This is a genomic window from Halanaerobium saccharolyticum, from assembly GCF_004362045.1.
Classification (GTDB): domain Bacteria; phylum Bacillota; class Halanaerobiia; order Halanaerobiales; family Halanaerobiaceae; genus Halanaerobium; species Halanaerobium saccharolyticum_C.
This window is the reverse complement of the sequence record NZ_SNWX01000018.1, coordinates 1-22,255: the sequence shown is the minus strand read 5'-3', so window position 1 is coordinate 22,255 and position 22,255 is coordinate 1. Positions and strand designations below refer to the sequence as shown.

The window sequence follows — 22,255 nt, the reverse complement described above, 5'->3', positions numbered from 1 at the left end:
AATCAACCTCCCAGAACAAGCTCTATATACTTCTGCGGATTTAATAGTTCAAAAATTGCAGTATTAATCGGCATTTCAAAAAATTGATAGCTCAGACCAAAGATAATAATCAGCAGGGTAAAAAGATAAATAACATTTTTCATGATATTTGTAGATTTAAAAAAGACTTTTAAAGAAACAAGTTCTTCCCGCAGAGTTTTGTTTTCAGTTTTTACGGTCTCATAGGCCTGAGAAATATAACGCAGATAATAAATAAGAGCAATTATACTGCCGGCTCCAACTACAAAGGCACCAAAATAATGACGGGCTTCTAAAAAAGCAAGCAGTACAAACCACTTACTAACAAAACCAATCAGAGGCGGCATTCCAATTGTTCCCAGACAGATAATTATAAAAGCAATAAAGACCAGCCTGTTTTTATGACCAATTCCCTTTAGATCATCTATATGATGAGAAAGTGTTGTTCTGAGCAGATAACCACTGCTTAAAAAAAGTCCAGACTTCATCATCATGTGCGCAATAATGTGCAGCAGTCCTCCATAAAAAGCTGCTTCTGTATTCAGCATTAACACTGCTAAAATCATACCAATATGACCGATACTGGAATAGGCAAGCATTTTCTTTAATTCATCTGCCTGCAGGGCAAAAACATGACCAATCAAACTGGAGACTAATGCCAGATCCAGCACAAAAGCACTCAAATGCAATTCTACTAAAAAATCAAAGGCGATCATCGTCCAGAATAAACGCATAAATATGTAAAGATAAACCTTTAAGAGTACTCCCGAAAGCAGAGCACTGATCGGTGCCGGACAGGCACTGTGTGCCCGGGGCAGCCAGAAATGGATGGGGAAAATTCCCAGCTTAATCAATAAAGCCAGTAAAAAGAAAATAATAATTGTTAACTGCATTGGGGTAGAAATCAGAGCAAAAGAATCAGCTACTGCGGCCATCTTAAGGGTTCCCAGATTGAAATAAATAAGGATAATCGAAATAAAGAAAAATACACCACCTGTGATTCCATAAAAGAAATACTGCAGGGCAGCTCTGGTTGTCTTCTCTGTTTTTTTAAATGATATTAACGGAGTTGTAAAAACCGTAATAGCCTCAATAAATAAATACAATGTAAAAAGATCAGCAGTTAAAATACTGCCCTGAATCGAGGCTAAAACAAGAAAAAAGAGGGCAAAATATCTACTTTCCTTATCTCTAATATACTGAGTTGAAAAAATAACTATTAAAAATACAGCCGCTGTCACAATTAAAGAAAATAAAAGGCTCAGATTATCCATGGCAAAATTAATTACAAAAGGTGTATTACTATAACCAGTGGTAAACTGAAGAAAAAACTCAGAACTTTTGACTGCTTCAAAATTAAGCAAAAACAAAGAAAAAACTAAACAGAGCTCTATTCCGGCCCCCGTAACTGCCAGAATATTTCGAGTCCGCTGCTTAAAAGAAGAGCTAAAGGCCATAATCACCGCAATCACTGCAGGCAGAACAATCAATAAAACAAGTTCTATATTCATCCAGCTCATCAGTCATTCAGCCCCTCTATTTTTTCTCTATCAATAGTACCACTAAATTTATTTAATTCTATAATCAAGGTTAAAAGCAGAGCAGCTGTACTGGCCCCAATTACAATCCCGGTTAAGGTCAATGCCTGAGGTACTGGATCATTAAACTTTGTTACTTCTTCTCCCAGTTTGTGGATAGAAACTTCTCCTCCAACATCCGAAAAAGAAATAACCCAGAAAAAAACGGCTGCCTCCATTATATTGAGACCAATTACATTTTTAATTAGATTTGTTTTCATAACCAGAGCGTAAAAGCCCAGCATAAAGAGGATGATAAAAATTAAATTATTGAACATTAAAAATCCTCCTCAAAAGTTTTCTGGATCATACTGTAGAAAATAATAGCCAGTCCCGCACCAACTTTAAAGCCTACTCCAATATTAATATAGGGAATACTACCGGCAGAAATCAGAGTCCCGGTTTCTGCAGTTAAAAAGCCCAAATTTTGTAAAAAAGCACCTTCCATCAAAATCCCGGCCAGACCCAGACCTAAAAAGGTCAGAGCTCCCCCTGTCTCCAGAGCAGTCTTGGTCTGGGGACTGTAGCGGCGGTAATCAAAAGCACTACCATAAACAATACTAAAAATAATAGAAATAGCAGCCAGAATTACTCCTCCCTGAAAACCTCCCCCAGGTGTCAGGTGACCGTGAGACATTATATATAGTCCGAAGAGGGCAATAAAAGGAGTCATAATCCCCAGGGTTCTTTTGACAATAAAAGACAGACCTTTAGAAGAAACAGGCAGCATTTTCCGGGACAAAATAAGGACAATCCCACTGACCGCTCCAAAAATAACTGTGCTCTCTCCCAGTGAATCAAAAGCCCGATAATCATACAGAACCGCGGTAATTAAGTTAAGAGAACCTGTATCCTTAAGTCCGGATTCAATTATATAATTAGAAAGGCCCAGATTTAAACCCTGATATCCCGGCATCAGAGCAAAACTTCGATAAAGGGCCAACGCAACTCCGGCCAGTACAACTGAGACTAAAGTTTTTTTCATTAACTTATTCAAACTTTCCACCTCCGGCTGAGTTTCAGTCGGAATCTCCATGTCTTATCTGACTGATTGCACTCATAAAAATTGCTGTATTTAAGCCAGCCCCAATAACTGCTTCCGCCAGAGCTACATCGGCAGCTTTATGCAGTAAATATAGAGCTGTTAAAATCAAAGAAAAAATAGATAAAAAAATTATAGAAATCAACTCTTCATCAAAACGCACTGCCATCAAAGCTGAAAAAACTAAAAAAATAACTAAAATTATCTCCAGCACTTCCATTAAACATCTCTCCCTAAATAATCAGAATAAGCATCAATCTCATATTCCCTCGGTAGAGCAATTTCTCTTTTGTAAGAAGCTCTGGCAATAGCATGAGTTGCCATCGGATTAGAAAAGAGAAAAAAGATTCCAATCAAAATGATCTTGGCACTTAAAAAGAAATCCCAGACATAAATTGCAGTTCCCATAGTTACCAGCACCGCAGACATTGTCAGCACCACAGCCGCAGCATGCATCCGGGTATAAACATCAGGAAACCTCAGCAGACCTAATACGGTAACTACTGCAAAAGCAGCTCCGGTTCCCATTAAAAGATAGGCAGCTATTAATCTAATTGTCATTATCTATACAGCTCCCCGTGCTCAAAGTATTTAGCATAAATCAACATATCAATAAAAAGCAAAACAGCATAGGCAAGTACAATATCTATTAAAAGTGCAATATCATATTCCAGAGCGATCATCAGCATCACCAGGGACATAAAAATACCAATTGTATCAGCTCCGATCAAGCGATCTGTAATAGTTGGTCCCACCACAACTCTGTATGAAACAATAATTGAAAGTATACTAAAAAAAATTGCAAAGCCGATAATCATCTAAAAATCACCCCTACCCAGCGTTCAAAACGAGCAATTATTTTCTTTTTCAGTTCGGCCTCTTCCACTGTTTCTACATCAATCCAGTGAATATAGTAGGCACTTTCGCTTCTATCATAATCGAGAGTTAATGTTCCCGGGGTCAGTGTAATCAGGTTGGCCAGCAGACTCAAACCGGTAATATCTGTCAGTTCAGTCTTTACTTTTACGATTCCAGGATTAAAGGAAGGATTTTTTTCAAAAACATGTTTAGAAACTTTGAGAGCCGCGGTTATTGCTTCATAAAAAAATACAGGAATAAATAATAACAAAAGTGCCAGCTTACGCAGATAGTGATACCAGGGAAGTTTGCGGTGAACTTCCCTGAAAAGCATATCACTAAAGAAAAATGTTATCAGAAGTGAAGCTGCACTGCCTACTATTAAAATATCTGCTGTTATTTTTCCTGCAAAGATAAACCAGACAATTAACAAAAAGATAAAGGCAGAAAATTTCTGCAGCATTTAGGCACCTCCAGCCATTATTTTAATGCACTCTGATAAATATTTAAGACATCTTCTTTACCTAATTTAACAAAATTTCCAATTGGACCATTCTCCGTCGCTTTTTCAGCCATTTCTTCCAGCCGGTCAGCAGGAATCTCAAGCCCTTCTAAAGTCACAGGCAGACCAATAGAACTAAAGAATTCTTTTGTCCTTTTAATTCCCTGACGGGCAGTCCATTCTAAATCTTTAAAATCAGGATCCACATCCCAGACCCGCACAGCAAACTGGGCAAAACGCTCTAAGTCATGCTGATAGACATAGTTCATCCAGGCCGGGAAAACAACTGCCAGGCCAGCACCATGGGCAACATCGTAAATTCCACTTAATTCGTGCTCAATTCCATGTGAGGACCAGTCTTCTTCTCTACCTGTACCCAGTAAGTTATTATGGGCAATTGTTCCGGTCCACATGATCTCAGCTCTGGCCGCATAATCTTCATTATTTTCAAGTACTTCCGGCACATTCTTAATAATTGTTTTTAAAGCTGACTCGGATAATCTATCTGTTAATTCTACATTTTCGGTATTGGTAAAATATCTCTCCATAATGTGAGCCATAATATCAGCTGCCCCACAGGCTGTCTGATAATTCGGCAGAGTAAAGGTAAGCTCGGGATTCAAAATTGCAAACTGAGGTCTAATTAAATCAGATCCAATATCTCTTTTATACATCCCATCCATTTTAGTAACTACCGCAGATCCACTGGATTCACTTCCGGCAGCAGGAATAGTTAAAACAACTCCAATCGGCAGTGCCTCATTAATTTCTGCTTCTCCAGTAAAGAAATCCCAGACATCACCATCATAAAAATAGCCAACAGAAATTGCCTTCGCCGAGTCAATAACACTTCCTCCACCAACAGCCAAGATAAAATCTACCTTTTCCTCTCTGGCCAGTTCTATTCCTTCTTTTACCAGTGACAGTTTGGGATTAGGTTCCACTCCACCCAGTTCAACATAATCAACACCGGCTTTTTCCAGAGATTTAACCACTTTGTCATAGGTCCCATATTTTTTTATACTACCTCCACCGTAATGAAGCAGCACCTTATATCCATGTTCGGCCGTATGTTCCCCAATTTCTTTTTCTGTATCTTTACCAAAGATAATTTTAGTAATGTTTTGAAAAGTAAAATTTTCCATAATAAATAACCTCCCGTTAATGTGATTCTTAATTAAATAAAGTGTTTCTTGAAATTGAAAATAAGTTTTAAAATTTTCCCCTGAAAATGTTTTCAGCTTAGAAATAGTTACTTATTTAAATTATATCATAAACTTTTTACATAATTCCATTAATAATAGAAATTAGTTGGAATTATTTTTTTGATTTTCATCACTTTCCCCGGATTCTCCATTTTCTAAGCTTGAATCCTGATCATCTTCCATGATTTCCTCTCCTAATTCGCCTACACTTTCTCCAAATTCCTGAACTCTGTCATAAAAATTGGCCAGCAGCTTCGGTCGGTCAGTAATATAACCATCTGCACTAAACCAGGAAAATATTTTAAGCTGCCAGGAGCGGTTAATTACATAGGGAAATACAAACAGACCTCTTTTGTGAGCAGCTCCGATATACCAGGGGAAACTGACATGCCCCTTGGGTCCAATCCCATCAGCAACCTCCTCAGTTATATCAAGCCAGCCCTGCCAGCGTCTGGGAGAAACAAAATTTCTTTTAGTTAACAAAATCCGGGGAGACTCCGGTCTTAATTCTGACAGTCTCTGTAGAGCTGCCGGAGAAAATGAAAGGAAAAGGATCCGGGGAGGCCCCTTTTCTGCTTCATAAATCTCTTTTGCCTCCAGTACGGCAACAATTTGTTTTTCAATTCCCTCATATAAATAGGGACTCTTCAGCTCAAGAGCAAGCCCGATTCCCGTATTTGCAGGATCCACAAAGTCCAGTACTTCTTTTAAAGTAAGTATTGTCAGCTGACTGTAGGAATCACTGGCTCGCTGAGGATGGCTGACATTAAACCAGGCACCATAATTTAAACTCCTAAGTTCCTCTAAAGTGAAATTTTGAAGCTCATAATTATCTCTTTCAGGAAACACAGTTTTGGCATTTGTTAACCGCAGGAGATTAGTATCATGAAAAATAACCAGTTCCCCATCTTTAGTTCGCTGTAGATCAAGTTCAATATAATCAATTCCACTTTCGAGTGCAGTTTTAATTGCAGGAAGTGTTGACTCAGGAGCAGTATAGGAGGCTCCCCTGTGTGCTATTAAAACAGGATAATCAAAGTTATATTTTTCAATAATTTTCTTCCCCAGTCTGGAAGGTCGAATTAAATAATAAAATTCAAAATAAATAACAAACAATATTAATACTACAACTGAAATAATTACAAAATATTTAATTATTCCACCTCCCTGAATATTTCTCCCTGATTTATCATAAATATTTTACGCATATAATTTATTATTTCTTCTAGTTCTTCTAATTTTTCCTGAGAAATTGTTACCTTCTTCTCCTGATCTTTTAGGTGACCAACTTTAATCAAATTATCAAGTTCTTTAAGAAAAAGCTGCCCCTCTTTTAGAATATGCGGTGTTTCATGTAAAAATAGGATAGGTTCTTCTTTATCTAAAAAGAGTGAACTGCCCACAAACTGCTGGGGTAATTCCCTAAAGCCCAATAAATCAAGGATAGTAGGAGCTATATCTGTTGTTGTACCCTCACGGGAAATAATTTTATTCTCAATCTCCGGGTGACTAATCAGTAAAGGAATATGATAGGGTACCTTAATATTGCGCCAGAGGGTAAAATCTCGACCGGATTCATATTCCATCGCTTTTATTTCTGATTCGTGATCAGCATAAAGTACTAAAAGTGTATTCTCCATAATCCCTGCTGCTTCCAGTTTAGAAATAAAATTTTCTAAAGCCTGGTCTGTAAAATTAATGGATTTAAAGTAATTTTGAACCAGGTTATTATTAACTCCTGCAAAATTTTCTGCAGCTGCCCTGGGGTAAAAATCAAAAGGAGTATGACTGGTTAAAGAAATAAGATAAGCAAAAAATGGTTTCTCCTTTTGAGCAGCTTTCTTAATAATTTCGGCAGCAGAGTTAAAGAAATCATAATCATTTACCCCCAGTCCTCTTTCCTGAGGCACGGGGTATATTTTCTCCTGAAAATAGCGCTGACTGTAAAAGCGATCAAACCCTAAATCAGGATAAGCTTCTGCCCGGTTGAAAAAATTACGATCATTATTATGAAAAGCCAGAGCCTGATATCCCCTTTCTTTTAATAATAACGGCAGAGATTGAAAACTGCTTAAATCAATCTCTCGAAAAACATAACTTCGATTAACAGGATATAGTGAGGTTAAAGTTGATAAATCAGCATCAAAACTTCCATTAACCTTCTGGGCATAAAAATTTTCAAAATAAAGACTCCGGTCCTTTAAGTTATTTAAAAAAGGAGTCACTTCTTTTCCCTGCTGTTTGTAATCTATTATTTTTGCATCAAGCGATTCTACCTGGATTAATATTACATTTGTATCTTCTGGTAATGTCTGAATAGAACTGAGCTGTTTTTGCTTTTTATAATAAGGAATATCTTGTAACTCTGGTCTGGGTTTTTCCTCTTCCCGAGCAAAATAACTATAAGCTTCTATTGAATACAGGGGCAAAATTCCATAAACAGAAACAAGATAAGGACTGCCAGACTTATAAAGTTTAGCAGGACTTTCTTCTCCCATTATATAACTCCCGGCAGCTACCTGGACTAATAACAAAATCAAAATTAAAAGAGCCGAATTTTTAAGGGGCAGTGCTTTTAAAACTGACTTGCCGGGACTCCACTCATAATATAATTCTAAATCCGGCAGAGAATTAAATCCCAATATTCCAAGCAGCATCAGATCAAAGATAAAAATCACATCCCAGAATTTAAAGATATGAGTAAATAAGACTTCAAACATTGATAAGCTGCCTGTTCCTTCCCCTGATAAAATATCAATAATGCTTAAGAAATTACCAAAATAGCTATTATACCAGTAGTTTGACAGAAAGAAAATTGTAAATATCATCAAGATTAAAAACAACCTCTGCCTTATCTTTTTAGAAATAAGCAGAGGTTCTATAAGTTTTAAATAAAAAATAACAAAAAACAAATTTCGAATAATTAATGCTGTCAGAGAAGGCGCATAAAAAACCTGCAGCATCAAATAATTATATTTAATAATAAAAGCCAGGAAAAGTATCAAAGAAAATATTCTCAGATGCTTCTCCTTTTTAAATTTTAGCAATTAAACTCCTCCTGAATGTTAAAAAAATGTTAATTCTTTTCAGTTTAATCATATCAGATATTGAAGTTTATGAAAAGTAATTTTTTAACACCGAAAAAGGTACCGCCGAAAAAGGTACCGGGTACTTGGAAATTTTTTCCAAGTACCCGGTACAGATAACAGATATAGATCTTTTTAGTAATATATTTTAATTTACTGTCTCACTATTACTGAAACCCCATCAGGAATTGCTGTAATTGAAGGCTTTTTACTTTCAAGTAAGCTTTCTGCCTTCTCAACTGCTTGATCAAGATCTGCAGCCCAGTTCATCCCCATCTCTTCTACAATATTTCTTTGGGCAGGGTCAGTGACCATAATCACTTTGAATTTGAGCATAATTCTTGCTAGAATCTGGGTTTCCCACTGATCGGGAACTGTTTCTTTTCTTCCCCGGGCCAGAATCTGATCCATAATCTGCTGGACACTTGCGATGTCTTTAAAAGTTCGGTAAAATTCTTCGCCTCCATGACCGTCAGAACATTCAGCAGCGATTATGATTACTCCACCTTCTTTGCAGGTAGCCTCAGCTGCAGTCATTCCCTTAACCGACTGGTAAATATTTTGATCAAGAGGATAACCACCATTACTGGTAATTACAATATCTGCAGGTTCTGCATCAACCCCGGCCAGAGAATCAACAAATTCTGTTCCCTTAAGATGTGCTTTTTCTCTATCTCCGGCAAAGGCATTGATTACTTTCTTATCTGCATCAATGACAACATTTAAAATAAAGGCCAGTCCTGCTGCTTTTGCCGCATACAGCATATCCTGATGCATTGGGTTGCCTTCCAGATTACCTGTTCTGGCATTGGCACTATCAATAAATTCTGCACAGTGGTTGGCCAGAACTGTAGTCTTACTTGCTACACCAGGCAGCACACTTTTACGACCACCGGAAAATCCGGCAAAAAAGTGCGGCTCAATAAAACCTTCAGCAACTAATAAATCAGCTTCTACTGCTGTTTTATTTAAAAGCATATCTCCTCCTGAAGGCAGCTGACCTAAATTTACCATCTGCGATTCATCCCGGCTGTCATGCATTTCAATGTTTACACTGTCAACTATCTGATCACCATACTTATCCCGCAGTTCCTCATCAGTTGAAGCTCGATGAAAACCAGTTGCAACCAAAATAGTTATTTCTGCTTCCGGAGCTGTCTTCCTTATTTTGTCTATCAGGACCGGCATTGTGATATGGCTGGGCACAGGTCTGGTATGGTCACTGGAGATAATTACAATCTCATTTTTACCAGGGGTCAGCTCTGATAATCTTTTACTGGCAACTGGATTCTCCACTGCTTCTTTAACAATTTCAGTCTCAGATTTTTCTGCTTTAAACTGATGGGCCCGGGATACTAAAACTCCCTGCAGCCGCTCAGCTTCTACTTCAAGTTCTAACTCCCCTCTTCCAAAAGGAAATTTAATCTGCTTCATTATAAAATTCACTTCCTTTTTCATTGGCTCCGGGTACTTGGGAAATGGAATTATTTCCCAAGTACCCGGTACCCTTTGATTTTTACTCTAAATCAAATATCTTACCGGGGTTCATAATATTATTTGGATCAAAAGCTTTTTTGATACCACGCATTAAATTAAGTTCAGCCGGATCCAGCATCATTTCCATATACTTTTTACGCTTGGAGCCGATACCGTGTTCACCACTTAAGGCACCACCGAGTTCTTTAGTAGCCTGATAAAGTTCAACCAGAGCCTCTTCTTCAATCTCATACCATTCTTCCATTGAGTGATCTGGATTTTTAACTAAAGTTGCATGTAAGTTACCATCACCCGCATGGCCGTAGCAGGGAATCTGAATATCATATTTTTTAGAAATCTGATCAAGATAGGGCATTAATTTAGGTATATTAGCTGTTGGAACCACAATATCCTCCAGACTCTGATGCGGACTGACCACTTTAAAGGCTTCCGCAATATTCCGGCGCACACTCCAGATCCGCTCCCGGGTGGTGTGGTTATCTGCCACATAAACCTCAATTGCATCATTATCCAGGCAGAGTTCACCAATTGTCTCACTATCTGCATTAACTACATCTTCCTTATTTCCATCAACCTCTATTAAAAGCATAGCACCTGCTTCCTGATAGGGCAAATGCTCATTTAAATATTCACAGGAAGTCTTAACCGAAAGCTTATCCATAAATTCGATACTGGTCGGGATAATTCTTCCTTCTGTCATAATCTTGGGTACTGTAGAAATCGCTGCTGCCTCATCCTTAAAGAGTGCTAAAAGTCCTACCCTCTGAGTTGGTTTGGGCAGCAGTTTGATGATTGCCTTAGTTACTATCCCTAATGTACCCTCGGAACCTACAATCAGCTGTTTTAAGTCATAACCGGTTACATCTTTAACTCGCTTACCACCGAGCTGAACAATATCTCCCGTTGGAGTTACAACTTCCAGTCCCATTACATAGCGGCCGGTAACACCATATTTAACAGCTTTACCTCCACCCGCATTTTCGGCAATATTACCACCGAGAAAACAGGTTTCTACACTCATTGGATAACCGGCAAAAAAGAGACCACTTTCCTCCAGCATTTCGTTAACACTATTGGTAATTACACCAGGTTCTAAGACCATCATCAGATTATCATAATCTATTTCTATAACCTCATCCATATTCTCCACTGAAACTACAATCCCACCGTGATCGGGAATAGCTCCCCCGGAAAGTCCACTGCGGGCACCGGATGGAGTTACCGGAATCAGTTCTCTATTAGCCAGCTTCATCACTGCTGCAATTTCTTCAGCTGTATTTGGTGTTAAAACAACCTCAGGCATGTGTGCATACTGTTCGGCCGGGGTTTCATCATGAGAATAAGCTTCAATTTTTTCCTCATCAGTCATTACGTTTTTTTCGCCAACAATTTCTCTTAATTCTGCTAAAATTTCCTCAGTTACAGGATTATATTTCATTATTTAACCTCCTCAGCCAGCTGCTTGTTCAGTTCAGGCACAATTTCAAAAAGATCTCCCACGATTCCAAAATCTGATACCTTAAAGATATCTGCATCAGGATCTGCATTAATTGCAATAATATTTTCGGAAGTTTTCATTCCAGCCAGATGCTGAATAGCTCCGGAAATTCCAATTGCAAAATAGAGTTTAGGGGTAACTGTTTTCCCACTTAATCCTACCTGATAGGGATAGCTGATCCAGTCTCTGTCAACTGCATCCCGGGAAGCACCAACTGCTCCTTCAAAATAGCCGGCAAGCTCTCTAATCATAGCAAAGTTTTCACCTTTTTTCATTCCCTTACCTCCAGCTGCAACTACATCTGCATCCTGAATATTAACTGCATCCTCTTCATTTTTGCGGAAGCCCAGCTTTTTAACTCGACCATCCAGGAGTGAGCTGTCAAGTTTAAGATGTACTATCTCACCTGTCCGACTTTCATCTTTTTCGGCAGGTTTGGTTGAATGTGGTCTGACAGTCGCCATCTGTGGCCTGTGGTTAGGTGATTTAATTGTGGCCAGAATATTACCACCGATCGCCGGTCTGGTCTGCAGTAAATTACCTGTATCTTCTTCAATGTCTAATTCAGTACAGTCAGCTGTCAGGCCGGCACTGGTTTTAATTGCTACATAGGGCATCACCGTTCTCCCCATCGAAGTTGCTGCTGCCAGAATGATCTCCGGCTTATATTCTGCTATTAAATCCTGCAGAACATTACTGTAGTTTTCAACAATAAAATCTTTTAAAGCGGGAGCATTCATTAATAATACCTTGTCGGCTCCACTTTTAATCAATTCTTCTGCCTGCTGATCTGTAATCTGATCACCCAGAATAACTGAAACCAGTTCTTCCTCCAATTTATCTGCTAATTTGCGCCCTCTGCTTAATAACTCAAATGATACTTCTTTAATTTCCCCATCTCTTGCTTCTCCAAGAGTCCAGACACCTTTGTACTCCATTTATATACCCTCCTATACTAATTCTTTTGCTTTTAAGTAGTCAATTAACTTAGATACTGCCTTTTCTACCTTACCATCTTCTCTGACATCGATGATTGTTCCACCTCTGGTCACCTTGGGGTGGTCAATGTTGACCACTCTGGTCGGTGAACCCTGCAGGCCAAGAAATTCTTCTTTTAGATCAAGGTTTTCTAAATTCCACTGTGGAATTTCAACCTTGCGTGAGCGCTGCTTTCCTCTCAGGGTTGGCAGACGGGGAAATGAAATTTCCTTAACAACTGTCAGTAAAGCCGGCAGCGGCAGCTCAAGTTTTTCGTAGCCGTCTTCGACCATTCTCTCAACTATAATCGAATTCTGTTCCACAGTAGTATAATTCACTTCTTCCTCTTCAACTAAATTAACATCAACTACCTTTGAGGTATAGGTGGAAAGTGTCAGGTCAAGCCAGGATGCGATACCCGGGCCAACCTGGCCGGTATCTCCATCTGTCGCTCTTTCTCCTGCTAAAATTAAATCAAAATCACCAATTTCGCGGATTGCTTCCGATAAGGCATACGAGGTGGCCCAGGTATCGGAACCGGCAAACTCTCTTCCGGAAAGCAAAATACCATCATCACAGCCCATGGCAATTGCTTCTTTTAAAGCTTTGTCAGCACTTGGGGGCCCCATTGTAATCACCGTAATTTTACCACCATATTCTTCTTTCAGCTGAATCCCTGTTTCAATTGCATAAAGGTCAAGCGGATTAATAATACTTTCTACCCCTTCTCGTTTCATTGTCCCTGTCTCTTCATCCATTTTTACATTACTTGTCTCTGGAACCTGTTTAATTGGAATAACTATATTCAATTTCTTTACCTCCCTGTGTAAAATTCATTTTAGACTAAAATATACCCGGCATAAAGACAGTTGTAATTATCCAGGCCAGTACTCCGGCGGTTAAACCATAGAAAAGTGCAACCGGCAGGTTTTTGCGGATAATAAGTCCCTCTTTCCCGACCAGTCCAACTGTTGTCGCTGCTGCTACCACATTATGAATACAGATCATATTACCTGCTGCTCCTCCAAGTGCCTGTAAAGCAAGAATTGGAGTTACTGCTGTACCTGAGGCCACTGCTGTTCCATACTGAAAAGGACCAAACATAATATCCGAAGTAGTATTACTTCCCGATATAAAGGCTCCTAAAATACCAACAAGTGGGGCCACCAGATACCAGACAGAACCCATGGTAGCTGCTGCAAATTCGGCCATCACAATCAACATCGAATTTTCCCCAGTTGCTCCACCAGAGTTCATCATAATATAAACCATACCAAGAGCAAAGAAAAGCGCTATCGCAGCCGGCCTAATCATCTTAAATGTTTCCTTCCAGGCTTCTTTTGTTTTATCACTGTCCAGTCCATGTAAAGCCGGAATTAAGAGAGCAACAAAGATAAAGGGAAAGACTCCCGGATTATAAAATGGAGTAATTACTTTACCGATACCTGTTCCAAAAATATTGGTCCAGCCAAATGTCCAGCTTTTTAGCAGTGGTGCTAAATTAAAGAACTCCAGTCTACCAACTAAGAGAATTAATCCAATTAAAGCATATGGTAACCAGGCTTTAAAAGTGCTAACCCCTTTTTGGGCGGCGTCTACATCCTGCTCACCTGCTTTGATTTCACCTTCCCAGTCTTCTCCCCACTGGTCATGGGCAGGAAAATCCCATTTATCCTTCGGTACTAAAAACCCTTTTGATACTGCAAAAATAAAGAGGGGCAGGGCGATTAAAGATCCCAGTAAAGAAGGGAGTTCTGGCCCCACAAAATAGGCTATTGAAAACTGAAAAACTGTAAATACAAAACCACCAAATAAGGCTAAAGGTAAAACTTCAAATCCTTTTTTAAATGAACCATCTACAATTTTGGTCATTAATAAAACAATAATTAACGGTATAAATGAACCAACTAAAAAATGTAATAGGGCAGAAAAAGCACCGATGTTGTGTAAAAACTGAGTAAATCCAATTGAGTTTCCCATCGACTGGATTGGAAATTCAATTAAATTCTCTAGAGCAGCAAATCCTCCCCAGATAGGAACTCCAACAGCCCCAAACGTTACAGCAGTACTATCTGCAATCAGGGCAGAAGTTGCTGCGATTAATGGTGGAAAACCCATTCCAACTAAAAGTGGTGCTGCCACTGCTGCAGGTGTCCCAAAACCTGCTGCTCCTTCGAAAAATGAGCCCATTAACCAGGCAATAATTATTACCTGTACTCTTCTATCAACTGAAATTGAAGTCATAGAATGAGAAATGCCATATACTCCTCCACTTTTTTTCATTAACTGTAAAATAAGTAGAGCCCCAAAAACTATAAGTAAAATACTAAATGCATTGATTACTCCCCCAATTGTGGCTGCAGATAACCATTTAACAGGCATTCCCCAGCCTACGGCAGCTATAATTAAAGCACTGAGCCAGCCAAAAGGCATTGCCTTACTTGCAGGCCACATGTAACCAATCATTAAAACACCAACAATGATAATAGGTAAAGCAGCTAAAAGAGCTAACATAAATTCCTCCTTATAATAGTTGTCTATCACAATTAACAGTTTAGATAAAGAAGGATGTTCTAATAAAAATTATCAGCAATAAGAATTTTCTCCACCTCCAAATTTCTCATTTAGCAAATTGTTTGATGGTCAGACCATCAGTACTCTATTATCTTATTTCAACACTTAAAGCATTATACCTGCCTTCATTTCGCACTTTTCGCAATTGTCTGATAAATAAAAATTTCACAGCATCTCCCCTGCCTCTGTTTGGGACTTCCTATTATTCATAATTATCATAAAAATTGAAATAGTTATTAAAAAGCTGTAAATTATACTCTAATTGAGTATTAACTATTTAATAACATTTAACAACCGTTAAAAAGACTAAACAATCAAATATAAGTTAATCTTTTTTATAAATACAGCAAATTTGAACAATTAAATCTTTATTTTCACATTTAAAAGCAAAAAAATCCGCCTCCACAGGCGAATTTTAGATATTTATTCAACATTTTTATTAAATTTACATTATATGCTATTAATAATTTTTATATTTTACGTCTTATTTCACTGATTTAAACAAATTAATAATTTATCCTTCGATTTCTTTATTTATTAATTTTTCTACATAATCTAAATGATTTCGCATTTCTGCTGCAGCTTTTTCCGGGTCATGATTCTTTAAAGACTTAAAAATTTGCTCATGCTGTCTGGCAAATTTAGACATAGTTTCCTCTTTGGAGACCAGTTTAGTTCTTGTATTCTTAATATGGAAATCCATTGCCTCCGAAATCGAGCGCATAAAAAACAGCAGTACTTTATTCCCACTGGCCCGGGCTATAGTATAATGAAACATCTTATCTGCTTTAATACTTTCTTCCTCATAACCGGAACTGGAAAGCAGATCATTTATATAAGACTGCATTTCCTCAATTTCTGCTGCAGTTGCTCTTTCTGCTGCCAGTTTAACACAGTCAATCTCTAAAACTCTTCGCAATTCCAACAGCTCTTCTGCTACATTATCATTTAAAAGCAAAATCAGAGAAAGTGGATTAAAAAAATCTTCATCAAAAGAGTCGCGGATAAAAGTTCCCTCGCCCGGCCTGCTTTCGATCAACCCGATCATCTCCAGAGCACTAAAGGCCTCTCTGATTGAAGCTCGACTAACCCCCAGGTCCTTTTTTAATTGTCTTTCTGAAGGCAGTTTATCCCCTTTTTTTAGTTCTCCCTCATAAATCAATTCTCTGATCTGTTCAATAATCTGTTCATAGACTTTATTATTTTTAATCTGTTTAAATTCCATTATCTTTCCTCCAAAAATTATAATTCAAATTTATCTCCCACCGAAGCTAATTGAACCACATCTCCAAGAGCCTCTTTAAATAAAACTGCTGCCTGGCGGCCTGTACAGTGCATTGGCACCAGCAAATCCAGATCAAGCTCTTTAAAATATTCTATCAGCCCATTGATTTCTTTTCTACCTGCTCTCTTAAGATGCATTCCTCCAAAAACAGCTGCAATTTTTTTATCGCCTACAGCTCCTCTAATCTCGTCAATTATATTTTTAACACCCTTATGACTGCAGCCGAGTAGAATTACAATTCCACTTTCAGTTTCAATATATATGGAAGTATCATCATCAAAGGGGTCAATTTTTTCTCCCTCTTCATTAGCCACTACATATCTTTCATTCAGATAGCTGGCGCGAGGTGCAGGAATTTCTCCAGTGTTATAAACCCCGGCAGCTGCAGCAATTGTAGTTTCTGCTGCACTAAAATTACTAATATCAGATTTAGCTAAATTTATCCCAATAAATTCTAAGCCCGCATCTACTTTTTTGTATTTAGCTTGAAAAACATCACTGTGAGCAAAAACTCTAATTTCAGGATTAATTTCCAGTAATTTTTTCAATCCTCCTGTATGATCATCATGACCATGGCTTAAAAAAACAGTATCAATTTTCTTTAAATCTATACCTGACTTTAAAGCATTTGAAACCAGAACTTCACCCTGGCCGGTGTCAAACAAATATTGCTGCTCATTATATTCAAAATAAATGGATAGCCCATGTTCTGCAAGTAATTTTCTTTTTTCAACTGTATTATCTGACAGAATAGTTAGTTCTAATCTCCTGGCCATTATCTAACCTCCATTGATAATCGAGAAATTTTTCTTAATATAAGTATACATCGCTGGCAGATCTTTTTCAATTAATAAGCAGGTTTATCAGTATAAATATAGAAATAATAGAATAAGAAATAATTTTTAATTTTTTTAGAAAAATCATCATAAAGGAGAAAAATTATGAATAAAAATAAATTGGCCTTATTTTTACTGCTTCTTTCCCTAGTCTTTATTTTTAGCTTGACTACTACTGCCCAGAATTTAAAAATTCATTTTATTGATGTGGGACAGGGAGATTCAATTTTGATTGAAGAAGCCGGAGGACAAAATATTCTGGTAGATGGTGGTGACCGTGCAGACAGAATTACAGCCAGAATAATAAATTATCTCAGGGATCAAAATCTAAAAAAACTGGATTATCTGATCAGCACCCATCCTCATGCTGACCATATTGGAGGATTGGTAGACATTATCGACAGTTTTAAAGTTGGAACTGTGCTGGACAGCGGTAAAGTCCATACCTCTAAAACCTATGAGAATTATTTAATCAAAATCGATCAGGAAAATATTAATTTTGAAACTCCCCGCCGGGGTGACAAATTTAAAATCGGAGAGAGTGAACTCCACTTTTTACATCCTGATCAGAATTTAGATGATTATGATTTAAATAATTCTTCTCTGGTCTTTCTGCTTAAATTTGGGCAGCAGAATTTTTTATTTACCGGAGATATTGAAGCAGAAGTAGAAAGAAAACTGCTTGCCGAAAATCCCGAACTCAAAGTTGATTTAATTAAGGTGCCCCATCACGGAAGTAGTACTTCCAGTTTTGCCGGCTGGATAAAAAGTATTCAACCAGAAACTGCAGTAATTCAGGTCGGAGAAAATCATTACGGCCACCCTGCAGCTGAGGTTATAGCACTTTATCAAGAACAGGGGGCCCGAGTTTTCAGAAATGATTTAAATGGTAATATTGTAGTTACCGCTGACGGCAGAAATTATACTGTAAAAATTGATCAAAGTGCAGATAATAGCAAGTCCGGCACAAAAACCAGTACTGAAACTGAAAACACTTCCGCAGAGAAAATAAATTCAGAATCCAAAAATAAGGCTGATAAAGGCAGCAATTTAATTAATATTAATACTGCCAGTGCTGCAGTTTTAGACCAACTCTGGGGCATCGGACCAGCAACTGCCAAAAAAATTATAAACTACCGCCAGAAAAATGGACTTTTTAGCCAAATTGAAGAAATAAAAAAAGTTGATGGAATTGATGATGGTAAATTTGGACGCTGGTATGATAAAATTACAGTAAAATGAAATAAGTAGACGTTTGGTACCAGGTACAAATACATAAAATAAGGAAAGGATGATTTGATGAAGGTAACAGTTGATAAAATTGAAAATGGAAAGGCCAAACTTTTAATTAGACCTCAGGAAAAGATAAATTTTTTGCTGCCTGTTGAAGAACTTCCAGCTAAGACAGCAGAAGGCAGTATTTTAGAAATTAATTTTGAACTTAAAGAAGATGAAAAAAAGGCTGCCGAAAAAAGAGTCAGCAGCCTTTTAGATAAGCTTAAAAACAAAAAAAGCTGAAAAATATCAGCTCTTTTTTATTAAAATTTAATTTAATTCTGTTTTAATATAATTCCGGAGCAAGGCTGTGTCTTAAATCAAGAGCCAGATTATTAACTGCAGCTCTGGAGCTCTGGTCCAGAATAAATTTCAGATCAAAAGTTATTCTCTGCTCACCATTTTCTCCATTAAATTTAGCTGTAGTAGAATTTAAATTCTGCCATTCGGAATCACTCTGGCCGCTTTTTCTGATCATAGCATGAGAATTTAAATTTCTATTATTTAAGCGCAGATGCCAGTCAGCATTACTTAAAACTTCAATAGTCAGAGCTTCTTCTAAAACAATTTCTCTACTGCCATTATAATTATCCATTAAAAATGCATAATTAATATTGGGCTTTTCGATTATCTCAAGTCTCTGAAAAATAGGAATATTGACCTTTACTGAAACTCTGGCTTCCCGTTTGAGCTTCTGTTCTTGATCAGAAGCCGCCTCAACCAGATCAGCTGTAGCTAAAAGACTTAAAGACAAAAACAAAAAGACAAAAATCATAATACCACTAAATCTAACCTTAACTTTCATTATTTCCTCCTTTTAGCAGCCGGCTATCTCAAGTTGAGATCCTCAGCTTTGTGTCCCTACCTCACGATAAGTTTACCTTTATTAAAAAGAGCTATTAACCCTTCTATCTACCTGTATTATATCAAGATAAGTAAATTTTTGTCAAGTTATATTTTAAGGGGATTTATCTTCCCACTTTTTTGCTGTTTTCTTCTTTATCGTTAGAGAATTTCCACATTTATCACAGATTACTGGAGAATCAACCTTCTTGATACTCCTGGCTGTATAATATTTAGCTCCACAATTTTTGCATTTTAACCAGACAGGCATATTATCACCCAAACCTTTCAAAAGTTAATTCACCAAAAGAACTGTCTTTTAGAGAGTTTGAGCTAATTCAAACACAGCCTCTTCTATAATAGTCCTCACAACTAAATTAATCACTTCCTGTTTTCCTTTTCCTGTTTCAAATTCAACTATATTATTACCCATAAAAGAGAATGATTCCAGACCAATTTTTTGTCCTTTAATTTCATCCTTTAAACTGGTAGACCAAACCACTTCTCCCGTAGTCGTATCAACTAACCTGATATCGAGGGCCGTACTGGCAACCGCATATTGTTTGGTTCCCCCGGTACCAGCAATAGTAAGTCCAAAGCCCCCTGATTTTTTATCTACCTGATATTCTGTGATAGCTCCCTCAATAATATAATCTGCTCCTGATAGTTTACCAAGCGTTGGTCCTTCACCCTTAGCAAGTCTATCTTCTTTTTTAAGCTGCTGTTCATTCATGAAATTTCCAAGCCTTGTTCTATCCAGGACTTTAAACTGACGTGATCTTTTTAAGGCAGTAATCATCATGTCAGTAGCTCCCTGAGTTAAAACTCGCGAACCGTCTTCATCTACTTTCCCGGTTTTATCTGCTATACTATAAATAGCTATTCTGGGCTTTTTTTTAGGTTCTGGCAGGGAAGCTAAAAGCTGGGTAGCCGCTGTCACGTTTTTTTCTGCAGACTTAATCTGCTCGGCATTGGCCAGAATCTTATTCATTACTTTTTTTGATTCAGTCTCTACATCCTGGGCTAGTGCAAGAGTGGGGAAAAAAAGAAATAGGCAAAGAAATAGTATACTTATCTTTTTTATTAATTTCATATCTATATCCTCCCAAATTTACAGCTTACTAATTTGATGAATTACCCCAATTATTAGAATAGGTAACAATAGTACTCTCCCCGGTTATAGTATCAGTTATTTCTATAAAGACTTCTTCATTGGCTTCAGTTACTGAAATATCTAAATCACCAGCTTGAAAATTCTTTACATCACCAATATTACCTTCTTCAATTGCATCAATTATTTGACTCTGAACGGAACTATAAAGTCTACGCTCCATACTTTGTGCAAATTGATCTAGCGCATCTTCCTGGCTTTCTACAAGTCCATCCTGAGTTTTTGCCTTATTATTTGCCACCTGTCTTGCATTCGGGTTATTAAACTTTTGAAAATTCCAGCTCATATTATAATTTGCATGAGCATTAGTAAATGTTAAGCCCAGCATTATAACAAAAGCTATAGTAATAATAAATACTTTTTTCATTATTTATCACTCCCGTATAATATACTTAGTTATATTGAGTTATTAAAAACTAAATTGGAAACCGGCCACTGGTACCACCTCACTGTCACTAAAACTACCACCAGAATTGATGGCTCTTGCTTCTATAAATATATTTTCTGTAATATTCCAACCAGCAAACACCTGATAATCTGCTGTATCAGTAACTTCTCCCCCGGCACCTAAATAAATGCTGGGTGTAGGTTCAATAGTTAAAGAAAGAAAACCCGCTAACTCATCATCCTGACGCAGGTAAAATAGTTCTCCCATAAACCGCAAAGGCATGCCTCCGGGTGTGGCCAGCTGGGGAGCTACTCTGAGGCCAGTATTTATAACTGTATCTCCTTCTCCATAGGTTGTAAATACAGCAGCTAATTTATGAGTTTTAGGATCAATGACTCTTTTTTCTTTCATTAAATTTTGTGAAGCCTGGATTAACTCCAGACGTTCTTCTAACTCTTCATCTTCTTTATCTTGAGCTATAGTAATCGGAGTAAAAACTAATAATAAACTTAATGTTAAAATTATTAGTAATATTGTTTTTTTCTTAATCATTGTTTGTCCCCCTTTCAATGTGCTAACTAATTAGCTCTTTATTTATATTATAATAAAATATTTGCTTTATTTATTACATAATTTCATAGTCATCTAAAATAAAAAGTTAGTCTAAAAGTTATGAATACTGTTTTTAATATAGTTAATGAAGATAAGGGCAACCTGAAATTCAGGCTACCCTTTCTAACTCATTTTCTTTTATTAATTTCTATGGAGTATAATACTGGTTTACCAGTACATCATTATGATCTCCACTTTGAGTTATTGAAGTATTTACCATTGTACCAGTCATACCATTTACATTAGTTTGTAATAATCTAGCTTCATTACTATAACCAGTTTGATTAATTGTACCAACAGCATCATTAGAATTTATCTGTTGGATATTAGCATAATTTCTATTACCAGTCTGTCTTATCTCAGCCCAAGTTGCTCTTGAGCCATCTTTATTAATCACTGCGGTATTCCAGTTTCCACCCTGGAGCACAGTAGAGTGACCTTGGTTAGAACCACCAACATTTACAGATGCAGAGTTGTTATTTCCCCATTGATCAACTTGAATATTAACATTTCTGCTCCAACCAGCCCAGATATTTGCAGAATTGTAATCACCAGACTGTTCTAAATCTAACAACCCATGTGTTTGAATATGAGCATGAATATCTGCATTATTATGATCTCCACTCTGGTTAGCATTCAAATCTGCTACCCCTGGAAGTCCTTTTAGTTGATGTGAGATATCTAAATTATTATAATCACCGCTCTGTCCAACATCAACATCACTCGTCTGAGCACCAACCATCGCTGTCATTCCCAGTACAAATATAGATGCTAGTAAAATCACTAATGCTTTCCTCATTGTTTATCCCCCTTTATTGGATTTAAAGCTTGTCCCTATTTGGCCGGTTTCACCACTAGCTCCTCGTCATTTATTATAGGTGACCAGTTAAAATGACAATTCTTTGCTTCCAATAATGTCATCTTGCAGTTTAAACCAGTAAAATTTATCAGTTTAAATCGACCTAAATTTACTGAAATTACTGCATAATTTTCAGATTGAATTAGTAAAA

General features: G+C 37.3%; 24 protein-coding genes and 2 riboswitches. Of the genes, 2 read left to right on the top strand and 22 right to left on the bottom strand.

The genetic code is table 11. The features are described 5' to 3' along the window. Window positions 1-2 precede the first annotated feature (2 nt). From DFR79_RS10665 to DFR79_RS10585, 17 genes are all read right to left on the bottom strand, one after another. On the bottom strand, window positions 3-1,538 hold the full coding sequence (locus DFR79_RS10665) for a complex I subunit 5 family protein (protein WP_133515479.1): 1,536 nt from the start codon (window positions 1,536-1,538) through the stop codon (window positions 3-5). Continuing rightward, window positions 1,538-1,873, bottom strand: coding sequence for a sodium:proton antiporter (locus DFR79_RS10660; protein WP_133515478.1), 336 nt, complete (start codon window positions 1,871-1,873; stop codon window positions 1,538-1,540). Before DFR79_RS10660 ends, DFR79_RS10665 begins: the two co-directional genes overlap by 1 nt. Next, the gene (gene mbhE / locus DFR79_RS10655; RefSeq protein WP_243727781.1) at window positions 1,873-2,601 is read right to left on the bottom strand and encodes a hydrogen gas-evolving membrane-bound hydrogenase subunit E; all 729 of its coding nucleotides are present in this window, start codon (window positions 2,599-2,601) and stop codon (window positions 1,873-1,875) included. The genes DFR79_RS10660 and mbhE overlap by 1 nt, the downstream gene beginning before the upstream one ends. A 13-nt stretch (window positions 2,602-2,614) precedes the next feature. Further along, on the bottom strand, window positions 2,615-2,857 hold the full coding sequence (locus DFR79_RS10650; protein ID WP_133515476.1) for a Na(+)/H(+) antiporter subunit B: 243 nt from the start codon (window positions 2,855-2,857) through the stop codon (window positions 2,615-2,617). Beyond that, window positions 2,857-3,198: a monovalent cation/H(+) antiporter subunit G gene (mnhG, locus tag DFR79_RS10645; RefSeq protein ID WP_133515475.1), complete on the bottom strand. Its 342-nt coding sequence runs from the start codon at window positions 3,196-3,198 to the stop codon at window positions 2,857-2,859. The genes DFR79_RS10650 and mnhG overlap by 1 nt, the downstream gene beginning before the upstream one ends. Next, on the bottom strand, window positions 3,198-3,455 hold the full coding sequence (locus DFR79_RS10640; RefSeq protein ID WP_133515474.1) for a monovalent cation/H+ antiporter complex subunit F: 258 nt from the start codon (window positions 3,453-3,455) through the stop codon (window positions 3,198-3,200). Before DFR79_RS10640 ends, mnhG begins: the two co-directional genes overlap by 1 nt. Then, window positions 3,452-3,958, bottom strand: a complete 507-nt coding sequence (locus DFR79_RS10635; protein WP_133515473.1) for a Na+/H+ antiporter subunit E — start codon at window positions 3,956-3,958, stop codon at window positions 3,452-3,454. The genes DFR79_RS10640 and DFR79_RS10635 overlap by 4 nt, the downstream gene beginning before the upstream one ends. 17 nt (window positions 3,959-3,975) lie before the next feature. After that, a complete protein-coding gene (locus DFR79_RS10630; RefSeq protein WP_133515472.1) occupies window positions 3,976-5,142 on the bottom strand; it encodes an iron-containing alcohol dehydrogenase in 1,167 nt (388 codons plus the stop codon). A 162-nt stretch (window positions 5,143-5,304) separates the two neighbouring features. Then, window positions 5,305-6,318, bottom strand: a complete 1,014-nt coding sequence (locus DFR79_RS10625; RefSeq protein ID WP_133515471.1) for a glycerophosphodiester phosphodiesterase family protein — start codon at window positions 6,316-6,318, stop codon at window positions 5,305-5,307. 38 nt (window positions 6,319-6,356) lie between these two features. Continuing rightward, window positions 6,357-8,249, bottom strand: coding sequence for an LTA synthase family protein (locus DFR79_RS10620; RefSeq protein ID WP_243727778.1), 1,893 nt, complete (start codon window positions 8,247-8,249; stop codon window positions 6,357-6,359). Between the two features lie 192 nt (window positions 8,250-8,441). Further along, complete coding sequence (larA, locus tag DFR79_RS10615) at window positions 8,442-9,722, bottom strand: nickel-dependent lactate racemase (RefSeq protein WP_133515470.1); 1,281 nt, start codon at window positions 9,720-9,722, stop codon at window positions 8,442-8,444. Between the two features lie 82 nt (window positions 9,723-9,804). Continuing rightward, entirely contained in the window at window positions 9,805-11,223 is a 1,419-nt protein-coding gene (locus DFR79_RS10610) for an FAD-binding oxidoreductase (RefSeq protein ID WP_133515469.1), read from the bottom strand. Further along, entirely contained in the window at window positions 11,223-12,221 is a 999-nt protein-coding gene (locus DFR79_RS10605) for an electron transfer flavoprotein subunit alpha/FixB family protein (RefSeq protein ID WP_133515468.1), read from the bottom strand. Before DFR79_RS10605 ends, DFR79_RS10610 begins: the two co-directional genes overlap by 1 nt. A gap of 12 nt (window positions 12,222-12,233) precedes the next feature. Beyond that, complete coding sequence (locus DFR79_RS10600; RefSeq protein WP_133515467.1) at window positions 12,234-13,070, bottom strand: electron transfer flavoprotein subunit beta/FixA family protein; 837 nt, start codon at window positions 13,068-13,070, stop codon at window positions 12,234-12,236. Between the two features lie 34 nt (window positions 13,071-13,104). Then, entirely contained in the window at window positions 13,105-14,775 is a 1,671-nt protein-coding gene (locus DFR79_RS10595) for an L-lactate permease (RefSeq protein WP_133515466.1), read from the bottom strand. Window positions 14,776-15,349: 574 nt separating this feature from the next. Next, on the bottom strand, window positions 15,350-16,060 hold the full coding sequence (locus DFR79_RS10590) for a FadR/GntR family transcriptional regulator (protein ID WP_133515465.1): 711 nt from the start codon (window positions 16,058-16,060) through the stop codon (window positions 15,350-15,352). 17 nt (window positions 16,061-16,077) lie between these two features. Continuing rightward, the gene (locus DFR79_RS10585; RefSeq protein ID WP_133515464.1) at window positions 16,078-16,896 is read right to left on the bottom strand and encodes an MBL fold metallo-hydrolase; all 819 of its coding nucleotides are present in this window, start codon (window positions 16,894-16,896) and stop codon (window positions 16,078-16,080) included. 165 nt (window positions 16,897-17,061) lie between these two features. Here DFR79_RS10585 and DFR79_RS10580 point away from each other — a divergent pair, with 165 nt between their 5' ends. Next, window positions 17,062-18,198: an MBL fold metallo-hydrolase gene (locus DFR79_RS10580; protein WP_133515463.1), complete on the top strand. Its 1,137-nt coding sequence runs from the start codon at window positions 17,062-17,064 to the stop codon at window positions 18,196-18,198. A gap of 57 nt (window positions 18,199-18,255) precedes the next feature. Continuing rightward, a complete protein-coding gene (locus tag DFR79_RS10575; protein ID WP_133515462.1) occupies window positions 18,256-18,474 on the top strand; it encodes a DUF3006 domain-containing protein in 219 nt (72 codons plus the stop codon). A 43-nt stretch (window positions 18,475-18,517) separates the two neighbouring features. On the opposite strand, the gene DFR79_RS10570 is transcribed toward DFR79_RS10575, so the two are convergent. The 5 genes from DFR79_RS10570 to DFR79_RS10550 all read right to left on the bottom strand — a co-directional run bounded on the left by DFR79_RS10570 (window position 18,518) and on the right by DFR79_RS10550 (window position 22,044). Continuing rightward, a complete protein-coding gene (locus tag DFR79_RS10570) occupies window positions 18,518-19,036 on the bottom strand; it encodes a hypothetical protein (protein ID WP_133515461.1) in 519 nt (172 codons plus the stop codon). Window positions 19,037-19,047: 11 nt separating this feature from the next. Then, window positions 19,048-19,123, bottom strand: a riboswitch (cyclic di-GMP riboswitch). A 270-nt stretch (window positions 19,124-19,393) separates the two neighbouring features. Next, the gene (locus DFR79_RS10565) at window positions 19,394-20,167 is read right to left on the bottom strand and encodes a CsgG/HfaB family protein (RefSeq protein ID WP_243727777.1); all 774 of its coding nucleotides are present in this window, start codon (window positions 20,165-20,167) and stop codon (window positions 19,394-19,396) included. A gap of 28 nt (window positions 20,168-20,195) precedes the next feature. Beyond that, the gene (locus tag DFR79_RS10560; protein ID WP_133515459.1) at window positions 20,196-20,612 is read right to left on the bottom strand and encodes a curli assembly protein CsgF; all 417 of its coding nucleotides are present in this window, start codon (window positions 20,610-20,612) and stop codon (window positions 20,196-20,198) included. 42 nt (window positions 20,613-20,654) lie between these two features. Further along, the gene (locus DFR79_RS10555) at window positions 20,655-21,185 is read right to left on the bottom strand and encodes a hypothetical protein (protein ID WP_133515458.1); all 531 of its coding nucleotides are present in this window, start codon (window positions 21,183-21,185) and stop codon (window positions 20,655-20,657) included. Between the two features lie 208 nt (window positions 21,186-21,393). Further along, window positions 21,394-22,044: a hypothetical protein gene (locus DFR79_RS10550; protein ID WP_133515457.1), complete on the bottom strand. Its 651-nt coding sequence runs from the start codon at window positions 22,042-22,044 to the stop codon at window positions 21,394-21,396. 32 nt (window positions 22,045-22,076) lie between these two features. Then, window positions 22,077-22,163, bottom strand: a riboswitch (cyclic di-GMP riboswitch). Window positions 22,164-22,255 lie beyond the last annotated feature (92 nt).

Bases quoted from the DNA above. Each gene is read 5' to 3' on its own strand.
- DFR79_RS10605 (WP_133515468.1), bottom strand. From the start codon at position 12,221: ATGGAGTACAAAGGTGTCTGGACTCTTGGAGAAGCAAGAGATGGGGAA.
- DFR79_RS10665 (WP_133515479.1), bottom strand. From the start codon at position 1,538: ATGAGCTGGATGAATATAGAACTTGTTTTATTGATTGTTCTGCCTGCA.
- DFR79_RS10555 (WP_133515458.1), bottom strand. From the start codon at position 21,185: ATGATTAAGAAAAAAACAATATTACTAATAATTTTAACATTAAGTTTA.
- DFR79_RS10640 (WP_133515474.1), bottom strand. From the start codon at position 3,455: ATGATTATCGGCTTTGCAATTTTTTTTAGTATACTTTCAATTATTGTT.
- DFR79_RS10635 (WP_133515473.1), bottom strand. From the start codon at position 3,958: ATGCTGCAGAAATTTTCTGCCTTTATCTTTTTGTTAATTGTCTGGTTT.
- DFR79_RS10565 (WP_243727777.1), bottom strand. From the start codon at position 20,167: ATGAAATTAATAAAAAAGATAAGTATACTATTTCTTTGCCTATTTCTT.
- DFR79_RS10560 (WP_133515459.1), bottom strand. From the start codon at position 20,612: ATGAAAAAAGTATTTATTATTACTATAGCTTTTGTTATAATGCTGGGC.
- DFR79_RS10580 (WP_133515463.1), top strand. From the start codon at position 17,062: ATGAATAAAAATAAATTGGCCTTATTTTTACTGCTTCTTTCCCTAGTC.
- DFR79_RS10610 (WP_133515469.1), bottom strand. From the start codon at position 11,223: ATGAAATATAATCCTGTAACTGAGGAAATTTTAGCAGAATTAAGAGAA.
- DFR79_RS10630 (WP_133515472.1), bottom strand. From the start codon at position 5,142: ATGGAAAATTTTACTTTTCAAAACATTACTAAAATTATCTTTGGTAAA.
- DFR79_RS10660 (WP_133515478.1), bottom strand. From the start codon at position 1,873: ATGTTCAATAATTTAATTTTTATCATCCTCTTTATGCTGGGCTTTTAC.
- DFR79_RS10575 (WP_133515462.1), top strand. From the start codon at position 18,256: ATGAAGGTAACAGTTGATAAAATTGAAAATGGAAAGGCCAAACTTTTA.
- DFR79_RS10650 (WP_133515476.1), bottom strand. From the start codon at position 2,857: ATGGAAGTGCTGGAGATAATTTTAGTTATTTTTTTAGTTTTTTCAGCT.
- DFR79_RS10590 (WP_133515465.1), bottom strand. From the start codon at position 16,060: ATGGAATTTAAACAGATTAAAAATAATAAAGTCTATGAACAGATTATT.
- larA (WP_133515470.1), bottom strand. From the start codon at position 9,722: ATGAAGCAGATTAAATTTCCTTTTGGAAGAGGGGAGTTAGAACTTGAA.
- DFR79_RS10585 (WP_133515464.1), bottom strand. From the start codon at position 16,896: ATGGCCAGGAGATTAGAACTAACTATTCTGTCAGATAATACAGTTGAA.
- DFR79_RS10550 (WP_133515457.1), bottom strand. From the start codon at position 22,044: ATGAGGAAAGCATTAGTGATTTTACTAGCATCTATATTTGTACTGGGA.
- mnhG (WP_133515475.1), bottom strand. From the start codon at position 3,198: ATGACAATTAGATTAATAGCTGCCTATCTTTTAATGGGAACCGGAGCT.
- DFR79_RS10595 (WP_133515466.1), bottom strand. From the start codon at position 14,775: ATGTTAGCTCTTTTAGCTGCTTTACCTATTATCATTGTTGGTGTTTTA.
- DFR79_RS10570 (WP_133515461.1), bottom strand. From the start codon at position 19,036: ATGAAAGTTAAGGTTAGATTTAGTGGTATTATGATTTTTGTCTTTTTG.